The sequence below is a fragment of the Streptomyces sp. 35G-GA-8 genome, assembly GCF_023534745.1.
GTDB lineage: Bacteria > Actinomycetota > Actinomycetes > Streptomycetales > Streptomycetaceae > Streptomyces.
Window position 1 is genome coordinate 414,417 of record NZ_JAMHJQ010000003.1, and the last position, 17,665, is coordinate 432,081.

The window sequence follows — 17,665 nt, forward strand, 5'->3', positions numbered from 1 at the left end:
CGGCGGACGGCATTTGCCCGGCCTCACCCGGACAGGGTGACCGCGCGGACACAGAGCACGTCCGGCAGATGCGAGGCCAGCAGCTCCCAGCTGTCCCCGTCGTCCGCGCTCGCGTACACCTCGCCATTGCGGTTGCCGAAGTACACCCCGGCCGGATCGGAGCCGTCCGTACACATCGCGTCACGCAGCACCGTGCCGAAGTGGTCCCCCTCCGGCAGGCCGGCCGACAGCGGCTCCCAGTCGCCGCCCGCGTTCTCCGTACGGAAGACACGGCAGCGGCGCCCGGCGGGGACGCGGTCCGCGTCGGCGTTGATCGGGAACACATAGGCCACATCCGCGTGGTGCGGATGCGCGGCGACCGTGAAGCCGAAGTCGGACGGCAGGCCCGCGCCGATGTCGCTCCACCGGGCGCCCGCGTCGTCACTGCGGAACACACCCCAGTGGTTCTGCAGATAGAGCCGGTCGGGATCGGCCGCGTCCTGCGCGATCTTGTGGACGCACTGGCCGAACTCGGGGTGCGGATCGGGCAGGAAGACCGCCGACACCCCCTCGTTGGACGGCGCCCAGCTCCCGCCGCCGTCCCGGGAGCGGAACACCCCGGCCGTGGACACCGCGACCGTCACCGCGTCCGGGTCCCGGGGGTCGGTCACCACCGTATGCACGGCCTCACCGCCGCCGCCCGGCACCCAGCGCGACCGGGTGGGGTGCTCCCACAGCGGCCGGACCAGCTCGAAGGTCTCGCCGCCGTCGCCGGAGCGGAACAGGGCGGCGGGCTCCGTCCCCGCGTACACCACATCCGGCGCCGCCGGGCCGGCCGGATGCAACTGCCAGACCCGCTCCAGCGAGGCGCCCGTGTCCTTGGGGAAGCGGACCGCGGGTCTCGTCGGCTCGGTCCAGCTCAGCCCCAGATCGTCCGAGTGGAACACGGACGGGCCCCAGTGCATGCTGTCGCCGCCGACCAGCAGCCGCGGCACCGCCCGGCGCGTGTCGATACCGATCGAGTAGACCGCCTGCGCGTTGAATCGAGGGCCGTCGAAATCCCATCGGCCGCCGCGCCTGCGGCCGATGAAAAGCCCTTTGCGGGTGCCTACGGTGAGCAGTACGTCGGACATGGCCGATACCTCCAGGACGCCGTTGTCTCGGGATACGGGCCAGTCTGCACCCGACCACTGACAACGGCTCCCGAAGGCGCGTGTCCGCCCTGGGGGAGGGCGGACACCCGCCGGCCGACCGGGGGTGGGACCCCGGCTCGAAAGGCCGGGTCAGACGGCTCGGTGGTACTGCTGCGGGGTGTGTACGCGCCCGCCCAGCTCACCGGCGGCGCGGCGGGCCCAGGACGGGTCGCGCAGCAGTTCCCTGCCGAGCAGTACGGCATCGGCCTCACCGTTGGCGATGATCTTCTCGGCCTGCTCGGGCCGGGTGATCAGACCCACCGCCGCCACGGGCAGCCGGGTCTCCGCCCTGACGCGGGCCGCGAACGGCACCTGATAGCCGGGGCCCACCGGAATGCGTGCGTCCGCGGCATTGCCACCGCTGGACACATCGAGCAGATCCACCCCGTGCGCCAGCAATTCGTCGGCGAGGCGCACCGTGTCGTCGGCGGTCCAGCCGCCCTCGTCGAGCCAGTCGGTGGCGGAGATCCGGAAGAAGAGCGGCAGCTCCTCGGGCCACTCGGCGCGCACGGCGTCCACGACCTCCAGCGCGAACCGCGCGCGGTTCTCGAAGGAGCCGCCATAGGAGTCCGTGCGCCGGTTGCTGTGCGGGGAGAGGAACTCCCCGATCAGATAGCCGTGCGCGCCGTGCACCTCGACGACCTGGAAACCGGCCTCCCTGGCCCGCCGCGCCGCCGCCGCGAACTGTCCGACGATCTCCTTGATCTGCTCCACGCTCAGCTCGGCGGGGAGCAGATGCCCCTCGGCGAAGGGCACCGCGCTGGGCGCCAGCGGCTCCCACCCATGGGCCTCGGGACCGACGGGGCCCCCGCCCTTCCACGGCCGGTCCGTCGACGCCTTCCGCCCCGCGTGCGCGATCTGGATACCGGCGACGGTGCCCTGCGAGGCGAGGAAGCGGGTGATCCGGCGGAACGCCTCGACCTGGGTGTCGTTCCAGATCCCGAGGTCGGCGGGGCTGATACGGCCCTCCGGGCTGACCGCCGTGGCCTCGACGAGGATCAGTCCGGTGCCGCCGGTGGCGCGCGCGGCGAGATGGGAGAAGTGCCAGTCGTTCGCCACACCGGCGTCCGGACCCGTCTCGTCCGCGGAGTACTGGCACATGGGCGCCATCCAGACCCGGTTGGGGATGGTCAGGGACCGCAGGGTGTACGGCTCGAACAGTGCGCTCACGGCGGACTCCATTCGGAACGTGAGGGATCGCGGGGGATCGCGCGGGTCGGTTGGGGCCGGCCGGACCACCGCCGCGGGCGGGCCGGCCAACCGCTCGTACGATACCCATCGTAGTAAGGCGAATGTCAAACTACGAGAAGACTCGTACAATGAGATTTCGCCGATGGAGTGGAGCCCCGCCGTGACCGCCGCGACCAGTACCCGCGAACTCGCTCACCCCTCGTGTGCGGAGATCCGTCTGGAGGGCGTGCTCCACGCGCTCTCCGACCCCCTGCGGCTGCGGATCGTCCGCGAGCTGGCCGTGGCGGACGACGAGCTCTCCTGTTCGCATTTCGAGCTGCCCGTCAGCAAATCCACCACCACTCACCATTTCCGGGTCCTGCGGGAGAGTGGCGTGATCGAGCAGAACTACCGGGGGACGGCCAAGATGAGCGGACTGCGCAGGGAGGATCTGGCCCGTCTCTTCCCCGGTCTGCTCGACAGCGTCCTGGGCGCGGCCACCGCGCAGGCGGCCCGGCTCGGTGAGGGCTGATCGGGAGATCGACCACGGTTGACCCGGGGGTTGATCACGGCGGATGTCGCAGTCGGTCACGGGGGTAATCCGAGATTCGGTCACGGTGGAACCGATGCGCCGACAGGGTGCCGTACTCATGGGCGCGTGCGCGCCATGACAATCAGGGTGGATTGCCTGATTAAGTTGTGAATGTGTCGGAACATAAATTGATTTCCGCCCAGGAACCTCATGAGCACGACGCGTACCCATGGCCGATGTGGGAAGTGCAGGGGCACGGCACCGTCACCGGGGCCGGGGACCCCAGGGACGGCGCCGCGCGGCGCGAGATCCTGCCGCCCTGGGTCGATATCAGGCTGACGTTCGCCGACGGCGCGCGGATCGATGTGCTCGCGGTGGTACGTGACGGCAGGATCGCCATCGAGGACGCGCAGGCCGATCCGCCGCTCGCCCTGGACGGCTTCGCCGCGCTCGCCGAGGCGATCGAGGCGCCGCTCCACAACGCCTGTCAGGTGGTCGCCGGCCGGCACCGGCCCCCCGCCCCCCAGCCCGCCGGCGGTGGAGCTCCCGTCGATGCCCCGGTCGCCCACCCCGCCCCGGGTTCCGACGAGGGACCGCGACCGCTGCCCGAGGGGCCGGTGTCACCGGAGGAGACAAGGCTCCAGGCCGAATCGGTGCCCACCCATGTGTCGGGCCCCGTGCCGCTCGCGGCGGAGGGGCCGTCCGAGCGGCCGGCCGAGTGGCCCGTGGAGGAGTCGGCGCCGGAGCGAGCCCCGGACCCCGCCCCGGCCGCGCCGCCGGAGCCCGAGCCCGTGGACGCGCCGTCCGCGGCGCAGGGCACGGCGCAGGCCGCCGCCCCGGAAGCCGCGCAGACCGCCGCACAAGAACAGGACCGGTCCGGCCGGCACCGCGCCCGTCCGTCACTCCCGCGCGGCAGCGCCGCCCGGCAGGGCGTCGCCGAGATCTACCGGGCCGCCCAGCAGGCCGGCCAGGACCCGGTGCTCGCCGTCATGTCCGCCACCGGGTTCAGCCGCCGCAAGGCGTTGAGAATGATCGCGGGCGCCCGGGACGAGGGTCATCTGACGCCCCGTCACCACCGCCGCTGATCCTCGCCGCTGGCCCTCGGTGCTGAACTTCCGCGCCGACCACTGACGTTCGCTCCGTCCGCCGTGTCACATGGCGCGCATACGGTTCATCTCCGACGTCTGCTGCGAGATGACATCGTTCGCCATCTCCTGGACCTGGATGTTGTTGCCGTCCGACAGCGCCTCGGTGGCCATGGTGATCGCCCCCTGGTGGTGAGTGATCATCAGCTTGAGGAACAGTTCGTCGAAGCCCTTCCCCTTCGCCGCCCGCAGCTGCGTCAGTTGGGCCTCGGTGGCCATTCCGGGCATCGAACCGTGGTCATGGCCCTCGGGCATCTTCGCCCCGCCGTTGTTCTTCAGCCAGGCTTCCATCATCCCGATCTCGGGCTTCTGCGCGTCGGCGATCCGCGACGCGAGCCGCTTCACCTGCTGCGAGTCCGCCCGTTCCGGGACGAGTCCGGCCATGTCCAGCGCTTGGCCATGGTGCACGATCATCATCTGCGCATAGGTGAAATCGGCGGAGTTGGGGGTGTTGTCCGGCGCCGCCTTCAGCGCCTCCTCGGCGGAGAGCGTCTTCGCGGGTTCGCCCGGCTTGCCGGGCGCCACGACTCCAACGCCCTTGTCGGCGGCGGACTTTGCCGCGTCCGAGCTGTCGTCGCCGCCCGATTCGCAGGCTCCCAGGGCGAGTACGGCGGCGGCGACGGCCGCGGCGACGGCGGACCGGCGGACACGCGGACTCCGGTGGCGGATCAACACGGCGACCTCCTGCGGCACATGGTGTGGTGGAACATTTCCTAGCACGCTTCAGGCAACGAGTGATCAAAAACTTTCATTACGTCTCTGTTGCCATCTGTTGAGATGTACATGAGAGGGACGATACTGCCGAGGTCCGTGACCCGTTCGCACCCGAGCGGGGATACAAGGGAGGACGCAGTGAGTTCGTTGCACAGCACTCGCGTGCGGCGCAGACGTCTGGGCGTGGCGGCAGCCGCGGCCGGGCTCTTCGCCACTCTGCTGGCCGCCGGTCCGGCGGTCGCCACACCCGACCCCGGTGACGGTCAGGCCAAGGAGAAGATCTCCAGCAGCCAGGCCGCCGAGGTCAAGTCAGCCATCCAGAACGGCGAGATACCCGGCGTGGACGAGATCGTCCACAGCTCCAACATCAGTCATCTCGCCAATGTGCCCAAGGACCTGATCAAGGGGACCAACTCGGACCTCGCGTTCCAGGGCAACTACGCCTTCTCGGGCAACTACGACGGTTTCCGGATCTTCGACATCAGCAACCCGAAGGCCCCCAAGACCGTCGCGCAGGTGCTCTGCCCCGGATCGCAGAACGACATCTCGGTCTCGGGCGATCTGCTCTTCCTCTCCACCGACTCCTCGCGCAGCGACAACTCGTGCAACAGCACGTCGCAGTCCGCCACGGAGAAGTCGTCCTGGGAGGGCATGAAGATCTTCGACATCAGCGACAAGCGGAACCCCAAGTACGTCGCCGCTGTCGAGACCGCGTGCGGTTCACACACCCACACGCTGGTGCCGGAGCGCAAGGACGTCTACATCTACGTCTCCTCGTACTCGCCCAGCGCGTCGTTCCCGGACTGCCAGCCTCCGCACGACGGTATCTCCATCATCAAGGTGCCGCGCAAGTCGCCGGAGAAGGCCGCGGTCGTGAACTTCCCGGTGCTCTTCCCCGACGGCGGAAACCCGGGAGCGCCCACCAACCCGGGTGTCTCGGCGACCACCGGCTGCCACGACATCACGGTGCTGCCCTCCAAGGACCTGGCCGCCGGTGCCTGCATGGGTGACGGCATCCTGTTCGACATCAAGGACCCCGAGCGCCCCAGGGTGATCGACCAGGTCCAGGACAATGTCAACTTCGCCTTCTGGCACTCGGCCACCTTCAACCAGGGGGCCAACAAGGTCGTCTTCACCGACGAGCTGGGCGGCGGTGGCGCCGCCACCTGCAACGCGGAGATCGGTCCGAACAGGGGCGCCGACGGTATCTACGACATCGTCGGCAAGGGCGACAAGCGCAAGCTGGTCTTCCGCAGCTACTACAAGATCCCCCGCTACCAGGCGGACACCGAGAACTGCGTCGCCCACAACGGCTCGCTGATCCCGGTGAAGGGCCGCGACATCATGGTCCAGTCCTGGTACCAGGGTGGCGTCTCCGTCTGGGACTTCACCAACTCCTCGAAGCCGAAGGAGATCGCGTACTTCGAGCGCGGTCCGATCTCGGCCGAGACCATGGTCGGCGGGGGCACCTGGTCCTCGTACTACTACAACGGTCACATCTACTCGAATGACATGGTCAAGGGCTTCGATGTGCTCAAGCTCGACGACCGCCTGACGGACCCGGCGAAGCGGGTGCGGATGTCCGAGCTGAACGTGCAGACGCAGCCGGACTACTTCGACCGCTCGGGCCACTGAAGGATCGTGTCCTGACTCGTTCCGCCGGGCGGGCAGCCGCCCGGCGGAACGCCAAGTTCCCAGTCCAGCCCGTAGCGCTGGAACAACTCGGCGCGCAGCCGTGGCAGCGGCATCGGCGCGCCCGGCATCAGAACGGCGAAGACCGCGCCCATCAACAGGGCGCGCAGCAGCGGATAGTCGCTGTCCGGGTCCTGTGAGCCGTACCCCTCCACCGTGTCCCGCAGCAGCCCGGCGAGCCGCTGTTGCTCCGGGCACTGCACGAAACCCTCGGCCTGGAGGATGCCGGCCATATGCGTCCGCATCAGGACCGGGCTGGTCTCGGTGAGTCCGAGAATGGCGTCGATCGCCCGTGCCAGCAGCTCCCGGCCGTCCCGCGTGGCCGGTTCGCGCTCCAGGGCCGCCTGGAGCGTGCGGTGCATCAGCCGGTGCACGGCGGACTGCAGCAGCTGCCGCTTCCCCGGGAAGTAGTACGAGACGAGCCCGCGCGCGGAACCCGCCCTGTCGGCGATGTCGGCGAGCGTCGTGGCCTCGTAACCGCGTTCGGCGACCAACTCGACCGTCGCCTGAAGCAACCGCTCACGTGAACGACGACGGAGCTCTTCATTGACCGATGCGCTCCGCGGGGACATGCTTTACTCCTGCGTTGACTGGCTCTAAGCCAATATACTCAGTGCGTCCCGCGCCAGACCCTTCCGGGCCTGGTCAGCGGGGCTGCCGCCTGCCTTGGGCGACGCGGGGGATCGTCCAAGGCGGGCGGTTTCGGCATGCCCGGACGGCGCCGCGGTGCCCGTTTGGGGTCGCGGTGCCGCCCGTTTCACGGCTCTCTCGACGGGTCTATCGCAACGGTCCCCGGCTCGCCAGGGCGATAACGGGCCGCAGTCCCGCCGGGCGCTCCTCGACCGGCAGATGGTCGACGAAATGGACGGAGCAGCCCAGCTCCGCCGCTCCGCCGTCCGCCCCGCGGTCGTCGCCGACCATCAGCACATCGTGCGGATCCTGCCCCAGCTCCTCGCAGGCCGCCCGGAACAGCCGCGGGTCGGGCTTCTGGATGCCGTGCTCGTACGAGAGCACATACGCGTCGACGAACGCGTCCAGACCATGGGCGCGGAAGACCGGCCGCAGATCCCAGCCGATATTGCTGACCACCGCGATGCCGATGCCCTCGCGGCGCAGCACCCCGAGCACCTCGGCGGCGTCGGTGTACGGACGCCAGGCGTCCGGTGTCATATGACGGTCGTAGAGCGCGTCGTACAGGACCGGGCTGGGCAGCCTCACCTGCCGGGCGAGCCCGGTGTACGCGGCGCGGTGGCGCTCGGCGCTCTCGTCGCGGGTGGCCCACAGCCCGGCCAGGTCCGGCGGCACACGCTCCGGTGAGGAGCCACCGGGCAGCGCGCCCGCCACGGCCAGCCGCATCGCGTACCGCCGCACCTCGTCGGGGGGTACGGCGACGCCCGCCTCGGCGAGCACGGCACGCAGCCAGGAGCCGGCGGATTCGATTCGGAAGAGGGTTCCGGAGAAGTCGAAGAGCACACCCTTGAAGGTCATGCGTACGATCCTCGCCGGGTCACGGCTTCCCGGACAAGGTCACGCGCCCGTACACCGCGACCGAGAACGCGACCAGACAGCCACCGAACAGCCATCCGCCGATCACGTCCGCGCTCCAGTGCACCCCCAGCCACAGCCGGGTCAGACCCGCCCCGGCCACCGATACGGCCGCGACGACGACCCCCGTACGCCAGGGCCATCCGCCGGCCCCGTGGCGCCGTATCAGCCACAGCAGCAGCCCGCAGGTCACCGCGGCGGTCATGGCGTGTCCGGAGGGGAACGCCGCGAAGTGCGCGGAGTCGACCGGGTCGGGCCACCGGGGGCGCTCACGCCCGACGGCGGCCTTCGCCCCCTGGGAGACGGCCGCGCCCAGCGCCGCCGTCCCCGCCGTCCACAGCGCGAGCAGCCGCTCACGCCGCAGCCACAGCGCGATCACGGCCACCGCGGTCAGCAGCCGCATCGTCCAGGGATCCCAGAACCAGTCGGTGAGCACCCGGTTCACCCAGGTCGCGCCCGGCTCGGCCACCGCACGGCGGTGCAGCTCCTCCGCGACCCACCGGTCGAAGGAGAACAGCGGGCCCCACTCGGCCACGACGAGGACGGTCAGCACCGCCGAGAGGACGGCCAGCAGCGCGGCGCTCGCGCCGGCTCCGGTGAGCCCGGCGCGTGGAGGACGGTCCGGGGGCGGCGGGGTGACCCTGGGGGGCGAGGGGGAGAGCATGGGGTGATCCTCGCGCACACGGCGAGCCGGGGGCCATCCCAAGGGGCTATCCCAGGGCGCGCAGCGCCGGTACGAAAGCGATCAGCAGCGGCACTACCGGCACCAGCGCCGCCGCGGCGGTCAGCCGCAGCCGTCGCCCCGCGGTGAGCCGGGGTACGGGCGACAGCAGCCGGTTCACCCGCTGGGGCAGCTGCGCGTCCGGGGTGGTGCCCGGCCCGAACACCCCGCGGTCCTCGTTCAGTTCGACCAGCGCGAGCGCGATCGTCAGCCGCCCGAAGCGTCGCGAGGCGACATCGTCGGCGGCCAGCTCGACCAGCCGGTGCATCTCGTCGCGGAACGCCGCGAACACCGGCACCTGCGGGAATCCGTTCGCCAGCGCCCCCGAGCAGTGCAGCAGCCAGTCGTGCCTGGCGCGCGCGTGGCCCTGCTCATGGGCGAGTACGGCATCGAGCTGGCGCCCCTTCAGACGGCGCAGCGCGGCCGTGGTGATGACCAGTTGGGGCGCGGCGCCCGGCAGCCACCACGCGCCGGGACGCTCGCCCTCCAGGACCACGAGCGGTTCGCCGCGCGGTTCCTCGCCCGGCAGCACGGGGGAGCGCACGAGCAGTTCCTTGCGGCGCTGCCGGCGACGGCGGCGGGCCCGGTGGATCTCGCGGGTGAGCATCGCGGCCGTCCAGAGGCCACCGCTGGCCAGCAGCACGGTCAGTACGGCGGTCCACGGCCCGTGCGAACCGAAGGCGTAGGCCTCCACGACCCCGCGCGGGGCGGGCGCGAAGACATGGCCGCGGACGAGCAGCCAGGACGCGGCGGCGCTGAAGGTCATGGAGAGCGCGAAGCTCAGCAGCACGGCCGCCACGACGCACTGCCACACCCAGAGCGCCACCACGGGCTCGCGCTCCGGCCAGTCGGCGCGCGACAGGAGCCGCGGGGCGACGACGGCGGCCAGCGCACCGAGCAGCAGCAGTGCCAGGGAGACCATCATGGTCACCAGAGTAGGAGGGGCGCGCTACTCAGGGGTATGTCCTTACCTGGCAAGTGACCCACGACACGTTTCGGCGCGGGCGCCGCTGACCTTCCGGGACCGGCCGTGGTCAGAGCGTGAGCAGCATCGCCAGCATCGCGATGCCCATGGAGAGACGGCAGACCAGCGCCAGCTCCGGCCGCTCGCCCCAGTCGGCCAGGGCGGTACCCCCACCGCCCTCGGGGCCCGCGGTGGCCGGCACCGGCAGCAGCCGGGCGCCCGCCCGGAGCACATAGCCGGCGTAGTAGACCAGCAGCACACCGGTGATCAGCGGCGCTCCGCTGCCCCCCGCCCCCGCCGTGTGCGCGGGGTGTGCCCCCGCCGGGGCGAGAGCCATGGCCCCGGCCATATAGACCATCGCGAGCATCCCCAGCAGATGGTGCAGCCGGTGCCCCTTCCCGCCGGCCCTGAGGAGCGTATGGAGCGCCGCGCCGCCGAACACCACCACGTATCCCGCCCAGACCCACCGGGGCGGCGTCAGCACGGCCGCGGGCACCGCCATGGCCGCCATCCCGAACCCCATCAGCGCCTCGCCGCCCGCCGAACCGCGCTGGCCGCCCACGCCGGCGCGCAACCGGAGCAGACAGTAACTCCCGGCCGCCGCGCAGAGCGCGACAAGCAGCCAGCCGGACATCGCAGGTCCGTGCATCGCGCCTCCCCGTCTACGGACTCGTCCGGAAAATGCCCGGCGCCGCCGATGCGCATACGAGCGCAGAGGGACACAGGGGGAGCGCACCGGGGGTCACGGGCCCGGCGGGGCGCCGCCGTTCGGTTATTCACATTTCGCTGGAAACGGAAAGCGTAAAGAAAATAGGCTGACAGGCCCTCGCTTTTGCCCGTCGAATTCCTGGTGCGCATGGCCTTGTGGCGACGGTAGCGCCCGACTACTTTGCGAAGGCGTGCCCTTGGGGGCCGGGCGGACTGCCGCCGCCTGTAAATCCCCCCACCCCCGAGGACTTTACGCATTCTGGCAGATATCGAGTGGGAGGCATTCCCCCATGCATATGTCACGACGGTCGGCCCTCGCGTCCGCACTGGCGGCCTCGGCCGCCATCGCCGGCGTCGGCGCAGCCCAGCAGGGTGCCTCGGCGGCCGAACCGCGCCGCCGCGCACAGTCGGGACCCACCGCCAGTCCTCCCGGTGACGTGGTCGGTAAAATCACCGTGGGTTACCAGGGCTGGTTCGCCTGTACCGGTGACGGCGCCCCCATCAATGGCTGGTGGCACTGGAGTCAGAACATGAGCCAGCCGCCGTCGCTCAGCAATACCACCATCAAGTCGTGGCCGGACATGCGGGAATACTCCCGCGGTTACCCCACCGCCTACCCGAACCTGAACAGCGGCCAGCCCGCCACGCTGTTCTCCTCCTGGGACCAGCAGACGGTCGACACGCACTTCCGCTGGATGCGGGAGAACAACTGCGACACGGCCGCGCTCCAGCGCTTCAACCCGTTCAGCCCGGAGGGCCCGACCCGGGACGCGATGGCGCAGAAGGTGCGCCAGGCGGCCGAGGCCAACGGCCGTAAGTTCTACATCATGTACGACGTCACCGGCTGGACGTCCATGCAGTCCCAGATCAAGGAGGACTGGACGTCGAAGATGAGGGCGCACACGGCGTCCAGCGCCTACGCGAAGCAGAACGGCAAGCCGGTGGTGTGCATCTGGGGCTTCGGCTTCAACGACCCGGGCCGCCCCTTCGCGCCCGCGCCGTGCAAGGAGGTCGTGGACTGGTTCAAGGCCCAGGGCTGCTATGTCATCGGCGGTGTGCCCACCCACTGGCGCAACAGCACCGACGACTCCCGGCCCGGCTTCCAGGACGTGTACCGCGCGTTCAACATGATCTCGCCCTGGATGGTCGGACGGATCGGCAACGTCGCCGACACCGACCGGTTCTTCCGCGATGTCAACACGCCCGACCAGGCGGAGTGCAACGCCCGCGGCATCGACTACCAGCCGTGTGTGCTGCCGGGTGATCTCCAGGAACGCCACCGCGCCCACGGGGACTTCATGTGGCGGCAGTTCTACAACATGGTGCGGGTCGGCGCGCAGGGCATCTACATCTCCATGTTCGACGAGTTCAACGAGGGCAACCAGATCGCGAAGACCGCCGAGACCGGTGCGCAGGTGCCGTCCGGGTCGGGTATCTGGGCGCTGGACGAGGACGGCACCTCCTGCTCGTCCGACTACTACCTGCGGCTGACCGGCGACGGTGGCCGGATGCTGAAGGGCCAGATCGGACTGACGGCCACCAGGCCCACCCGGCCCAGGATCTGACGGCCCGTCACGCGACTACGCGATGACGTACGGGGCCGCCGGGACAACCCCGGCGGCCTCTCCGTATCAGCCCGCCGGCAGATGCCGTGCCCGGCTCTCCCGCCCCCGCAGCCGGGGCGTGAAGGTCGCGTGGAAGATGGTCGACGCCGCCCCCACGGCGGCGGCCTCCGCGCTCAGCACGGACGGCTCGACCGCGACCCGCCGCAGCCGTCTCGCCGTCGGGAACGCGTTGACGGTACGGGCGATCTCGTCGAGATAGAAGTCGGCGACGTCCTCGGTGAAGAAGGGGCCGCCGAGCACGATCAGATCGATGTCCAGCAGATCGACCATGCCCAGCGCCCCCCGCCCCACCGCCTGCGCGACCTCGCGTACGGCCGCCGCCGCCGCGGGATCGCCCGCCGCGGCGGCCTCGCCCACCGCCAGATAGGCGGCGGTGCTCCCTGAGGTACCTCCCGGCGCGGCCGGTACGGGACGCATCCCGCCCAGCGCCGCGAGCTCCGGCACGGACACCGGCGGATTGCACTCCGGAAGGATCTCCGGCCTGCCGTCCTTGGCCACCCGCCCCAGTGCGATGGCGCACAGCTGCCCGAACTCCCCGGCGTTGGCGCTGATCCCGCGGTACAGATCGCCATTGAGATAGAGCCCGGTGCCGACGCCCGTACCGAGATAGAGATACGCGAAGTCCCTGGCCCTGCGGTCGCGCCCGATCCACCGCTCACCGGCCGCCGCCGCGGTGGAGTCCTTCTCCATCAGGACGGGGCACGGGAAGTGGTCCTGGAGCAGATACAGCAGCGGCAGATCGCCCCAGGCCGACATCAGCGGCGGTCCGAGCACCGTGCCCGACGCGGTGTCGACCGGCCCCGGGACGGCGACACCGATACCGAGGAAGCCGTCCTCCCGTACCGATCCGCGCGCCTCCGCCAGCGTCTCCCGGCCCAGCGCGGCCACCCGTTCGACGAACTCCGCCGGATCGATGTCGGCGCTCACGGGCCGGGTACGGGTACGGACGATCGCGCCGTCGAGGTCGATGACGACCGCGGTGAGCACCTCCGGGTCGATATGGATACCGAGCGCGTGGGCGGCCGTCCCGCAGAGCCGCACCGGCGTACGGGGCTTGCCCGAGGTGGCGCGCCGCTGGGCGTCCTCGATGAGGATGCCCCGGTCCAGCAGCGACCTGGCGATCCGGGAGACCGACTGCTGGGTGAGGCCCGTGCGGTGGGCTATCTCGCCCCGGGTGATGGTGCCGGAGAGCCGTACGGTCTCGATGACCACGCACTCGTTGAACGAGCCCAGATCGATCTGGTTGACCCCGCTCCAGGACTGGCTTCCCGCCGTGCCGTCCGCGCTGTGGTCCGTGCCAGGAGGGCCCGCGACGTTCTCCCGCAGCCAGCGCACCGCCGCGCACGGGGTGTCGGGCCGCGCCGCCGCGTACCGTTCCAGTTCGGCCGCCAGATCGAGATAGACCCGGCGCGAGGACTCCGGATGACTGGTGCTGTCGAGCGCGATCATGGCGCGGAGGAAGGTGCGCCAGGTCGACCGCGCGGGAATCCGATGGTGCGTCACCAAGCCCTCGGACGCGGCACGTTGAGGTAAGCCGCCGTCGGCCGCCGGCGTCTCCCAGAGCGTGATGGCGTGCAGCCGGAGGTCCGGATGGCCCCGGCCCGCCTCGGCCAGATACTCCGCGAGGCCGCCGGGCGCGGACGGGATGTCACCGTCCGTGCCGCGCGCCGTCGCCGCCGTCAGCGCGGCCTCCACCGCCCGGTCGAGTCCGGCCAGTTCGTCCGAGCCGAGCACGGTCCCGGCGGCGGACTGCCGGGGCGCCCCCTGCCGGGTGCCCGCCAGGAGCACCGCGCGCCACGGGTCCACATACAGGCCCATCACCCAGACCTCGGCGCTGGGCAGCGGTGGTCTGGTCGGTACGGACGGGACGGGCGTCTCGTCGGGGGAGAGCCGCCAGCGGCGCCGGATCCCGGCGACCGTGGCGTGCGAGAGGCCCAGCTCCCGGGCGACCGCGCGCGAGGCGCCGCTGCCACCGGGCGCGAGCAGCGTACGGGTGACGACCTCCGCCTCGTCCACGGTGGCGGGCCGGCCGGTGCGCGGGCGCCGGCCGAGGCCGTCGATCCCCGCGCTCGTCCAGCGCTGCCGCCAGGTGCCGACCGTCTGCCGGGACACCCCGAGCCGACGGGAGATCTCGGCGTCGCGCAGCCCGTCCGCGGCGAGGAGGACGACACTCGCCCGGGTCGCGAGCGGGCCGCCCTCCTCGGCCCAGCGGTGCAAGACGGCCCGGTGCTCCGGGGGCAGAGAGCCGCCCGGGCCGTCGTCCTTGGGGGCCTCAGGCACCAGTGCTCCCGCCCGCCCCGTGGTGTGCCGCGGCACGGCCCGTGGCCGGAGCGGTACGGGCCCCCGCCGGGACGTCCGCCGCCGGGCGGTTCCCGGGCGTCAGCCGCAGCGTCAGGATCTGGAAGGGCCGCAGCGCAATGCCGACCGAGCCGTTCTCGTACGGGCGCGCGGCGATCGGCTCCTCCAGGAGGTCCGTCTCGCACACCGACACCACCGGGAACGCGGCGGAGAGCGCCGTACGGGCCCGGCCGCCGCGCGACTCGTAGAGCCGTACGACCAGATCCCCCGAGCGGTCGTCGGCGAGCTTCACCGCCTCCACGATCACATCGGGATGGTCCACCGAGACCAGCGGCGGCGCGGCGGATCCGGCGGCACCCAAAGGCCCGGGACGCAGCGGCAGATTGACGGCGTACCCCTCGGCGATCGCCTCACCGATCCCGGCCCCGGGGCGTACCGCGTGCCTGAAGCGCTGCGGCCCCCGGTCGGCGTGCGGGTCCGGACTGTGCGCCGCGCGCAGCAGGGTGAGCCGTACGGTGGTGGTCGTGCCCGCGTCCTCGCGGGTGTGGCGCGAGACGTCATAGCCGTAGGTCGAGTCACCGGCGAACGCCACACCCCAGCCGTGCTCGCCCACATGGATCCAGCGGTGCGCCCAGAGCTCACAACGGGCCCCGCCCTCCCCGGAGTTCTCGTGTGTCGGGCGCGCGACATGGCCGAACTGGATCTCCGCGCCGCTGTGTTCGGCGTGCACGTCAAGCGGCCAGACCGCCTTGAGGAGAGTGTCACGCTCGCGCCAGTCGACCTCGGTGTCGATGGTGAGGGACCGGCCACCGGCGGTCAGCGAGAGCGTCTGCTCGATCGTGGACCTGCCGGTGCTCCGCACCACCCGGACGGCCGCCAACAGAGGCCCCCGGGCGCTCACTTCGACCGAGTCGGCCCGGTCGAGATCGTGGCACGCCGCACGGTGACGGGCGTCCAGGTTCCGGGCGCTCCAGCGCGGTGGGTCGTCGCGGTACAGCCGCAGCAGATTGCCCGCCGCTCCCGGCGCGACGGTCTCCCGGCCCGTGGCGAGGTCCAGCAGGGAGCGTACGAGCCCCTCGGTGTCGACATGGATCCGCAGCAGCCCGTTGTCCAGGAGCAGCCCGCCGCCGTCCGCGGGCCGTACGGTCACGGGCGTGACTCCCGCGGTCCCGGGAACGACCGCACCACGGCCGAGGGCCGGCGCCTCGGCCAGTACGGCGACGCGTCCGTCGGCCAGCGGCTGACCGCCGGCGGCAGGCCGGTCCTGGTCCAGGACCACCACCTCGCGGCGCGCGAGCGGCCCCGCGTTGAAGACGGACACGCCGGTGGCGTCGCCACCGTCGGACGTTCCCACGGCCCGGCGGACCAGCCGCTCCAGACGGCGGTGGACCTCGCGGTAAAGCTGCTCGGCCTCGTGGTGCGCCCAGGCGGTCGAGGTGCCGGACAGCAGATCGTGGCCCTGCTGGAGCAGCACCTTCTTCCACAGGGTGTCGAGCTCGTCGTACGGATAGGGGACGCCGTCCCGGACGGCGGCGGTCGCCGACCACAACTCGGCCTCGCGCAGCAGCGATTCGGCGCGGCGGTTACCGCGCTTGGTACGCGCCTGGCTGGTGTAGGTGCCGTGATGGGACTCCGGGCGGAACTCACCGCGCCACACCGGTGCGTCCGGACGCGTGTGGAGGACATCCCGGAAGAAGTGCGCGGGATGCCGGCTCCCGACGCGTGGCGAGCCCTCCAGATCGGCCAGCCGGCGGGCGCGCTCCAGTGTCTCGCGGGTGGGGCCGTGACCGTCGGGGCCGCCGAGGGGCAGCAGGGAGCGGGCGGCTGCGCCCTGACCGGCGAACTCGCCTGCGGCGTCGGCCAGTTCCCCGCCCGACAGGTCGCCCGCGGCGAGAGTGGAGCCGGGCGGGAAGTGGCTCAGGACGCGGGTGCCGTCGATGCCCTCCCACCAGAAAGTGTGGTGGGGTACGGGGCCGGAGTTCTCCGCGAGGAACCAGCGGGCCCCGGCGAGCACCGCCAACTGCGGAAAAGCGGCGCTCAGTCCCGATCCACCGGGCAGCCAGGCACCGTCGGTGTCGGTGCCCAGCTCGGCGCGGTAGAAGCGACGGCCATGGACGAACTGGCGGGCCAGCGCCTCGCCGCCGGGCAGATTTCCGTCGGGCTCGGCCCACATGCCGCCGACCGGGACCCAGTTGCCGTCGGCGACGGACTTGCGCACCCGCTCGAAGACATGCGGATGGCGGTCCTTCAGCCAGGCGTACCGCTGGGCGGCGGGCGCGACGAGGTGGAGCTCCGGGTACTCCTCGGCCAGCGCGGTCATGGTGCTGAAGGCGCGGGCGGTCTCGCGTACGGACTCGCGCGCCGGTCCCAGCCGGGCCGCTCCCAGCGGCGCGCGGCCGACGGCGGCGACGGTGTGCGCGGACTCGTGTGCGCGACGGGTCAGTACGGGGGAGAGGATCCGCCGGGCATGCGCGGCGGTCCCGGCGACATCGCGGGGATCGACGGCGTCCACGGCCTCTTCGAGCGCCCGCAGGATCGCGTACCGACGGGGCAGCCCCGCCGGGAGCGCGAGCATCAGACCGTCCAGGACATCGATGTCATGGATCAACTGCCAGATGCCCTCGTCGCGTACGGCGAGATCGGCGCGGAGCAACCGGTACAAGGGCTCGTCCCCCGCGGTGACCGGGTCCCCGTACCGCGCGCCGGCGCCGGTGGCCGGGTCGATCGGCGGATTGGCGGCGGCCTCGACGAACAGCAGGACGGGCTCGCCGCCGCCCGCCCGTGCCGACACCTTCATGGACCGGTGCCGCCGGTGCAGCCCCTGGAGAGGGATGCCGTGCGCGTCATGGACGAGCCCCACGGCACGGCTCTCCGTGTCGAGGTCCCCGGAGCCGGAGCCGGAGCCGGAGCCGAAACCGAGGTCGAAGACCGCCTCCACCCGCTCACCCGCCCAGCGCTGCGGGACGGTGGCCTGGACCTGGAACCAACTGGTGGACCAGGGACGGCCCCAGGAATCGCCCACGAAGAACGGTGTGTAGTCGGCCCGGAGCGCCACATCGACCGGCACCGGCTCCCCGGGGATGTGCCAGGCACCGATATCCATCGGAAGCCGCTCGGTGTAGAGCGCGGGACGCAAGCGGGCGGCGAGGAAATGACTGATCCGCGCCTCTCCGGACTTCCTGCGGTCATACATGGGCGGCCCTTCCTGTCCAGCCAGTAACCGCCATGTAAAACCAGGTGTGTTATCAAGTCAACGGCTTTGCCTCTTCGTTCTTCTTCCTGGTGGTGATGGCCCGCCCGGATAATGTCAGGCCAATTAATTGACGATTCGCGAAGCCACTGGAAAGTTGGTGAATTGACAAGCCGGTGCATTGACACC

14 protein-coding genes are annotated in these 17,665 nt (G+C 71.4%); 4 read left to right on the forward strand and 10 right to left on the reverse strand.

Annotation, left to right across the window (positions count from 1 at the left end; genetic code table 11):
- Nucleotides 1–23 precede the first annotated feature (23 nt).
- Together M1203_RS08095 and M1203_RS08100 are read right to left on the reverse strand one after the other, a co-directional pair.
- Nucleotides 24–1,112, reverse strand: coding sequence for a sialidase family protein (locus tag M1203_RS08095; protein WP_249948843.1), 1,089 nt, complete (start codon nucleotides 1,110–1,112; stop codon nucleotides 24–26).
- Nucleotides 1,113–1,262: 150 nt separating this feature from the next.
- Nucleotides 1,263–2,342 carry an NADH:flavin oxidoreductase/NADH oxidase gene (locus tag M1203_RS08100; RefSeq protein ID WP_249948844.1) on the reverse strand — a complete coding sequence of 360 codons (1,080 nt, stop codon included), beginning with the start codon at nucleotides 2,340–2,342 and terminating at the stop codon, nucleotides 1,263–1,265.
- A gap of 163 nt (nucleotides 2,343–2,505) precedes the next feature.
- On the opposite strand from M1203_RS08100, the gene M1203_RS08105 reads away from it, so the two are divergent.
- Nucleotides 2,506–2,874: a helix-turn-helix transcriptional regulator gene (locus tag M1203_RS08105; protein ID WP_249948845.1), complete on the forward strand. Its 369-nt coding sequence runs from the start codon at nucleotides 2,506–2,508 to the stop codon at nucleotides 2,872–2,874.
- A gap of 236 nt (nucleotides 2,875–3,110) precedes the next feature.
- Complete coding sequence (locus M1203_RS08110; RefSeq protein ID WP_249948846.1) at nucleotides 3,111–3,959, forward strand: DUF6214 family protein; 849 nt, start codon at nucleotides 3,111–3,113, stop codon at nucleotides 3,957–3,959.
- 66 nt (nucleotides 3,960–4,025) lie between these two features.
- Here the strand turns inward: M1203_RS08110 and M1203_RS08115 are convergent, their stop codons facing one another.
- On the reverse strand, nucleotides 4,026–4,712 hold the full coding sequence (locus M1203_RS08115) for a DUF305 domain-containing protein (RefSeq protein WP_249948847.1): 687 nt from the start codon (nucleotides 4,710–4,712) through the stop codon (nucleotides 4,026–4,028).
- 159 nt (nucleotides 4,713–4,871) lie between these two features.
- Here M1203_RS08115 and M1203_RS08120 point away from each other — a divergent pair, with 159 nt between their 5' ends.
- Nucleotides 4,872–6,368 carry a hypothetical protein gene (locus tag M1203_RS08120; RefSeq protein ID WP_249948848.1) on the forward strand — a complete coding sequence of 499 codons (1,497 nt, stop codon included), beginning with the start codon at nucleotides 4,872–4,874 and terminating at the stop codon, nucleotides 6,366–6,368.
- Here the strand turns inward: M1203_RS08120 and M1203_RS08125 are convergent.
- The 5 genes from M1203_RS08125 to M1203_RS08145 form a co-directional block, all read right to left on the reverse strand.
- Nucleotides 6,344–6,997: a TetR/AcrR family transcriptional regulator gene (locus M1203_RS08125; protein ID WP_249948849.1), complete on the reverse strand. Its 654-nt coding sequence runs from the start codon at nucleotides 6,995–6,997 to the stop codon at nucleotides 6,344–6,346. The two genes, M1203_RS08120 and M1203_RS08125, sit on opposite strands and share 25 nt — an antisense overlap.
- Nucleotides 6,998–7,202: 205 nt before the next feature.
- On the reverse strand, nucleotides 7,203–7,913 hold the full coding sequence (locus M1203_RS08130; protein WP_249948850.1) for an HAD family hydrolase: 711 nt from the start codon (nucleotides 7,911–7,913) through the stop codon (nucleotides 7,203–7,205).
- A 19-nt stretch (nucleotides 7,914–7,932) separates the two neighbouring features.
- Entirely contained in the window at nucleotides 7,933–8,634 is a 702-nt protein-coding gene (locus tag M1203_RS08135; RefSeq protein ID WP_249948851.1) for a phosphatase PAP2 family protein, read from the reverse strand.
- Between the two features lie 46 nt (nucleotides 8,635–8,680).
- A complete protein-coding gene (locus M1203_RS08140; protein WP_030349655.1) occupies nucleotides 8,681–9,616 on the reverse strand; it encodes a M56 family metallopeptidase in 936 nt (311 codons plus the stop codon).
- Between the two features lie 109 nt (nucleotides 9,617–9,725).
- A complete protein-coding gene (locus tag M1203_RS08145; protein WP_249948852.1) occupies nucleotides 9,726–10,304 on the reverse strand; it encodes a DUF5134 domain-containing protein in 579 nt (192 codons plus the stop codon).
- 349 nt (nucleotides 10,305–10,653) lie between these two features.
- Between M1203_RS08145 and M1203_RS08150 the strand changes: the two genes are divergently transcribed.
- Entirely contained in the window at nucleotides 10,654–11,928 is a 1,275-nt protein-coding gene (locus tag M1203_RS08150; protein ID WP_249948853.1) for a glycoside hydrolase family 71/99-like protein, read from the forward strand.
- Nucleotides 11,929–11,994: 66 nt separating this feature from the next.
- On the opposite strand, the gene M1203_RS08155 is transcribed toward M1203_RS08150, so the two are convergent.
- Complete coding sequence (locus tag M1203_RS08155) at nucleotides 11,995–14,268, reverse strand: ROK family protein (RefSeq protein WP_249948854.1); 2,274 nt, start codon at nucleotides 14,266–14,268, stop codon at nucleotides 11,995–11,997.
- Nucleotides 14,261–17,479, reverse strand: a complete 3,219-nt coding sequence (locus M1203_RS08160) for a glycoside hydrolase family 38 C-terminal domain-containing protein (protein ID WP_249948855.1) — start codon at nucleotides 17,477–17,479, stop codon at nucleotides 14,261–14,263. The genes M1203_RS08155 and M1203_RS08160 overlap by 8 nt, the downstream gene beginning before the upstream one ends.
- Between the last annotated feature and the right edge of the window lie 186 nt (nucleotides 17,480–17,665).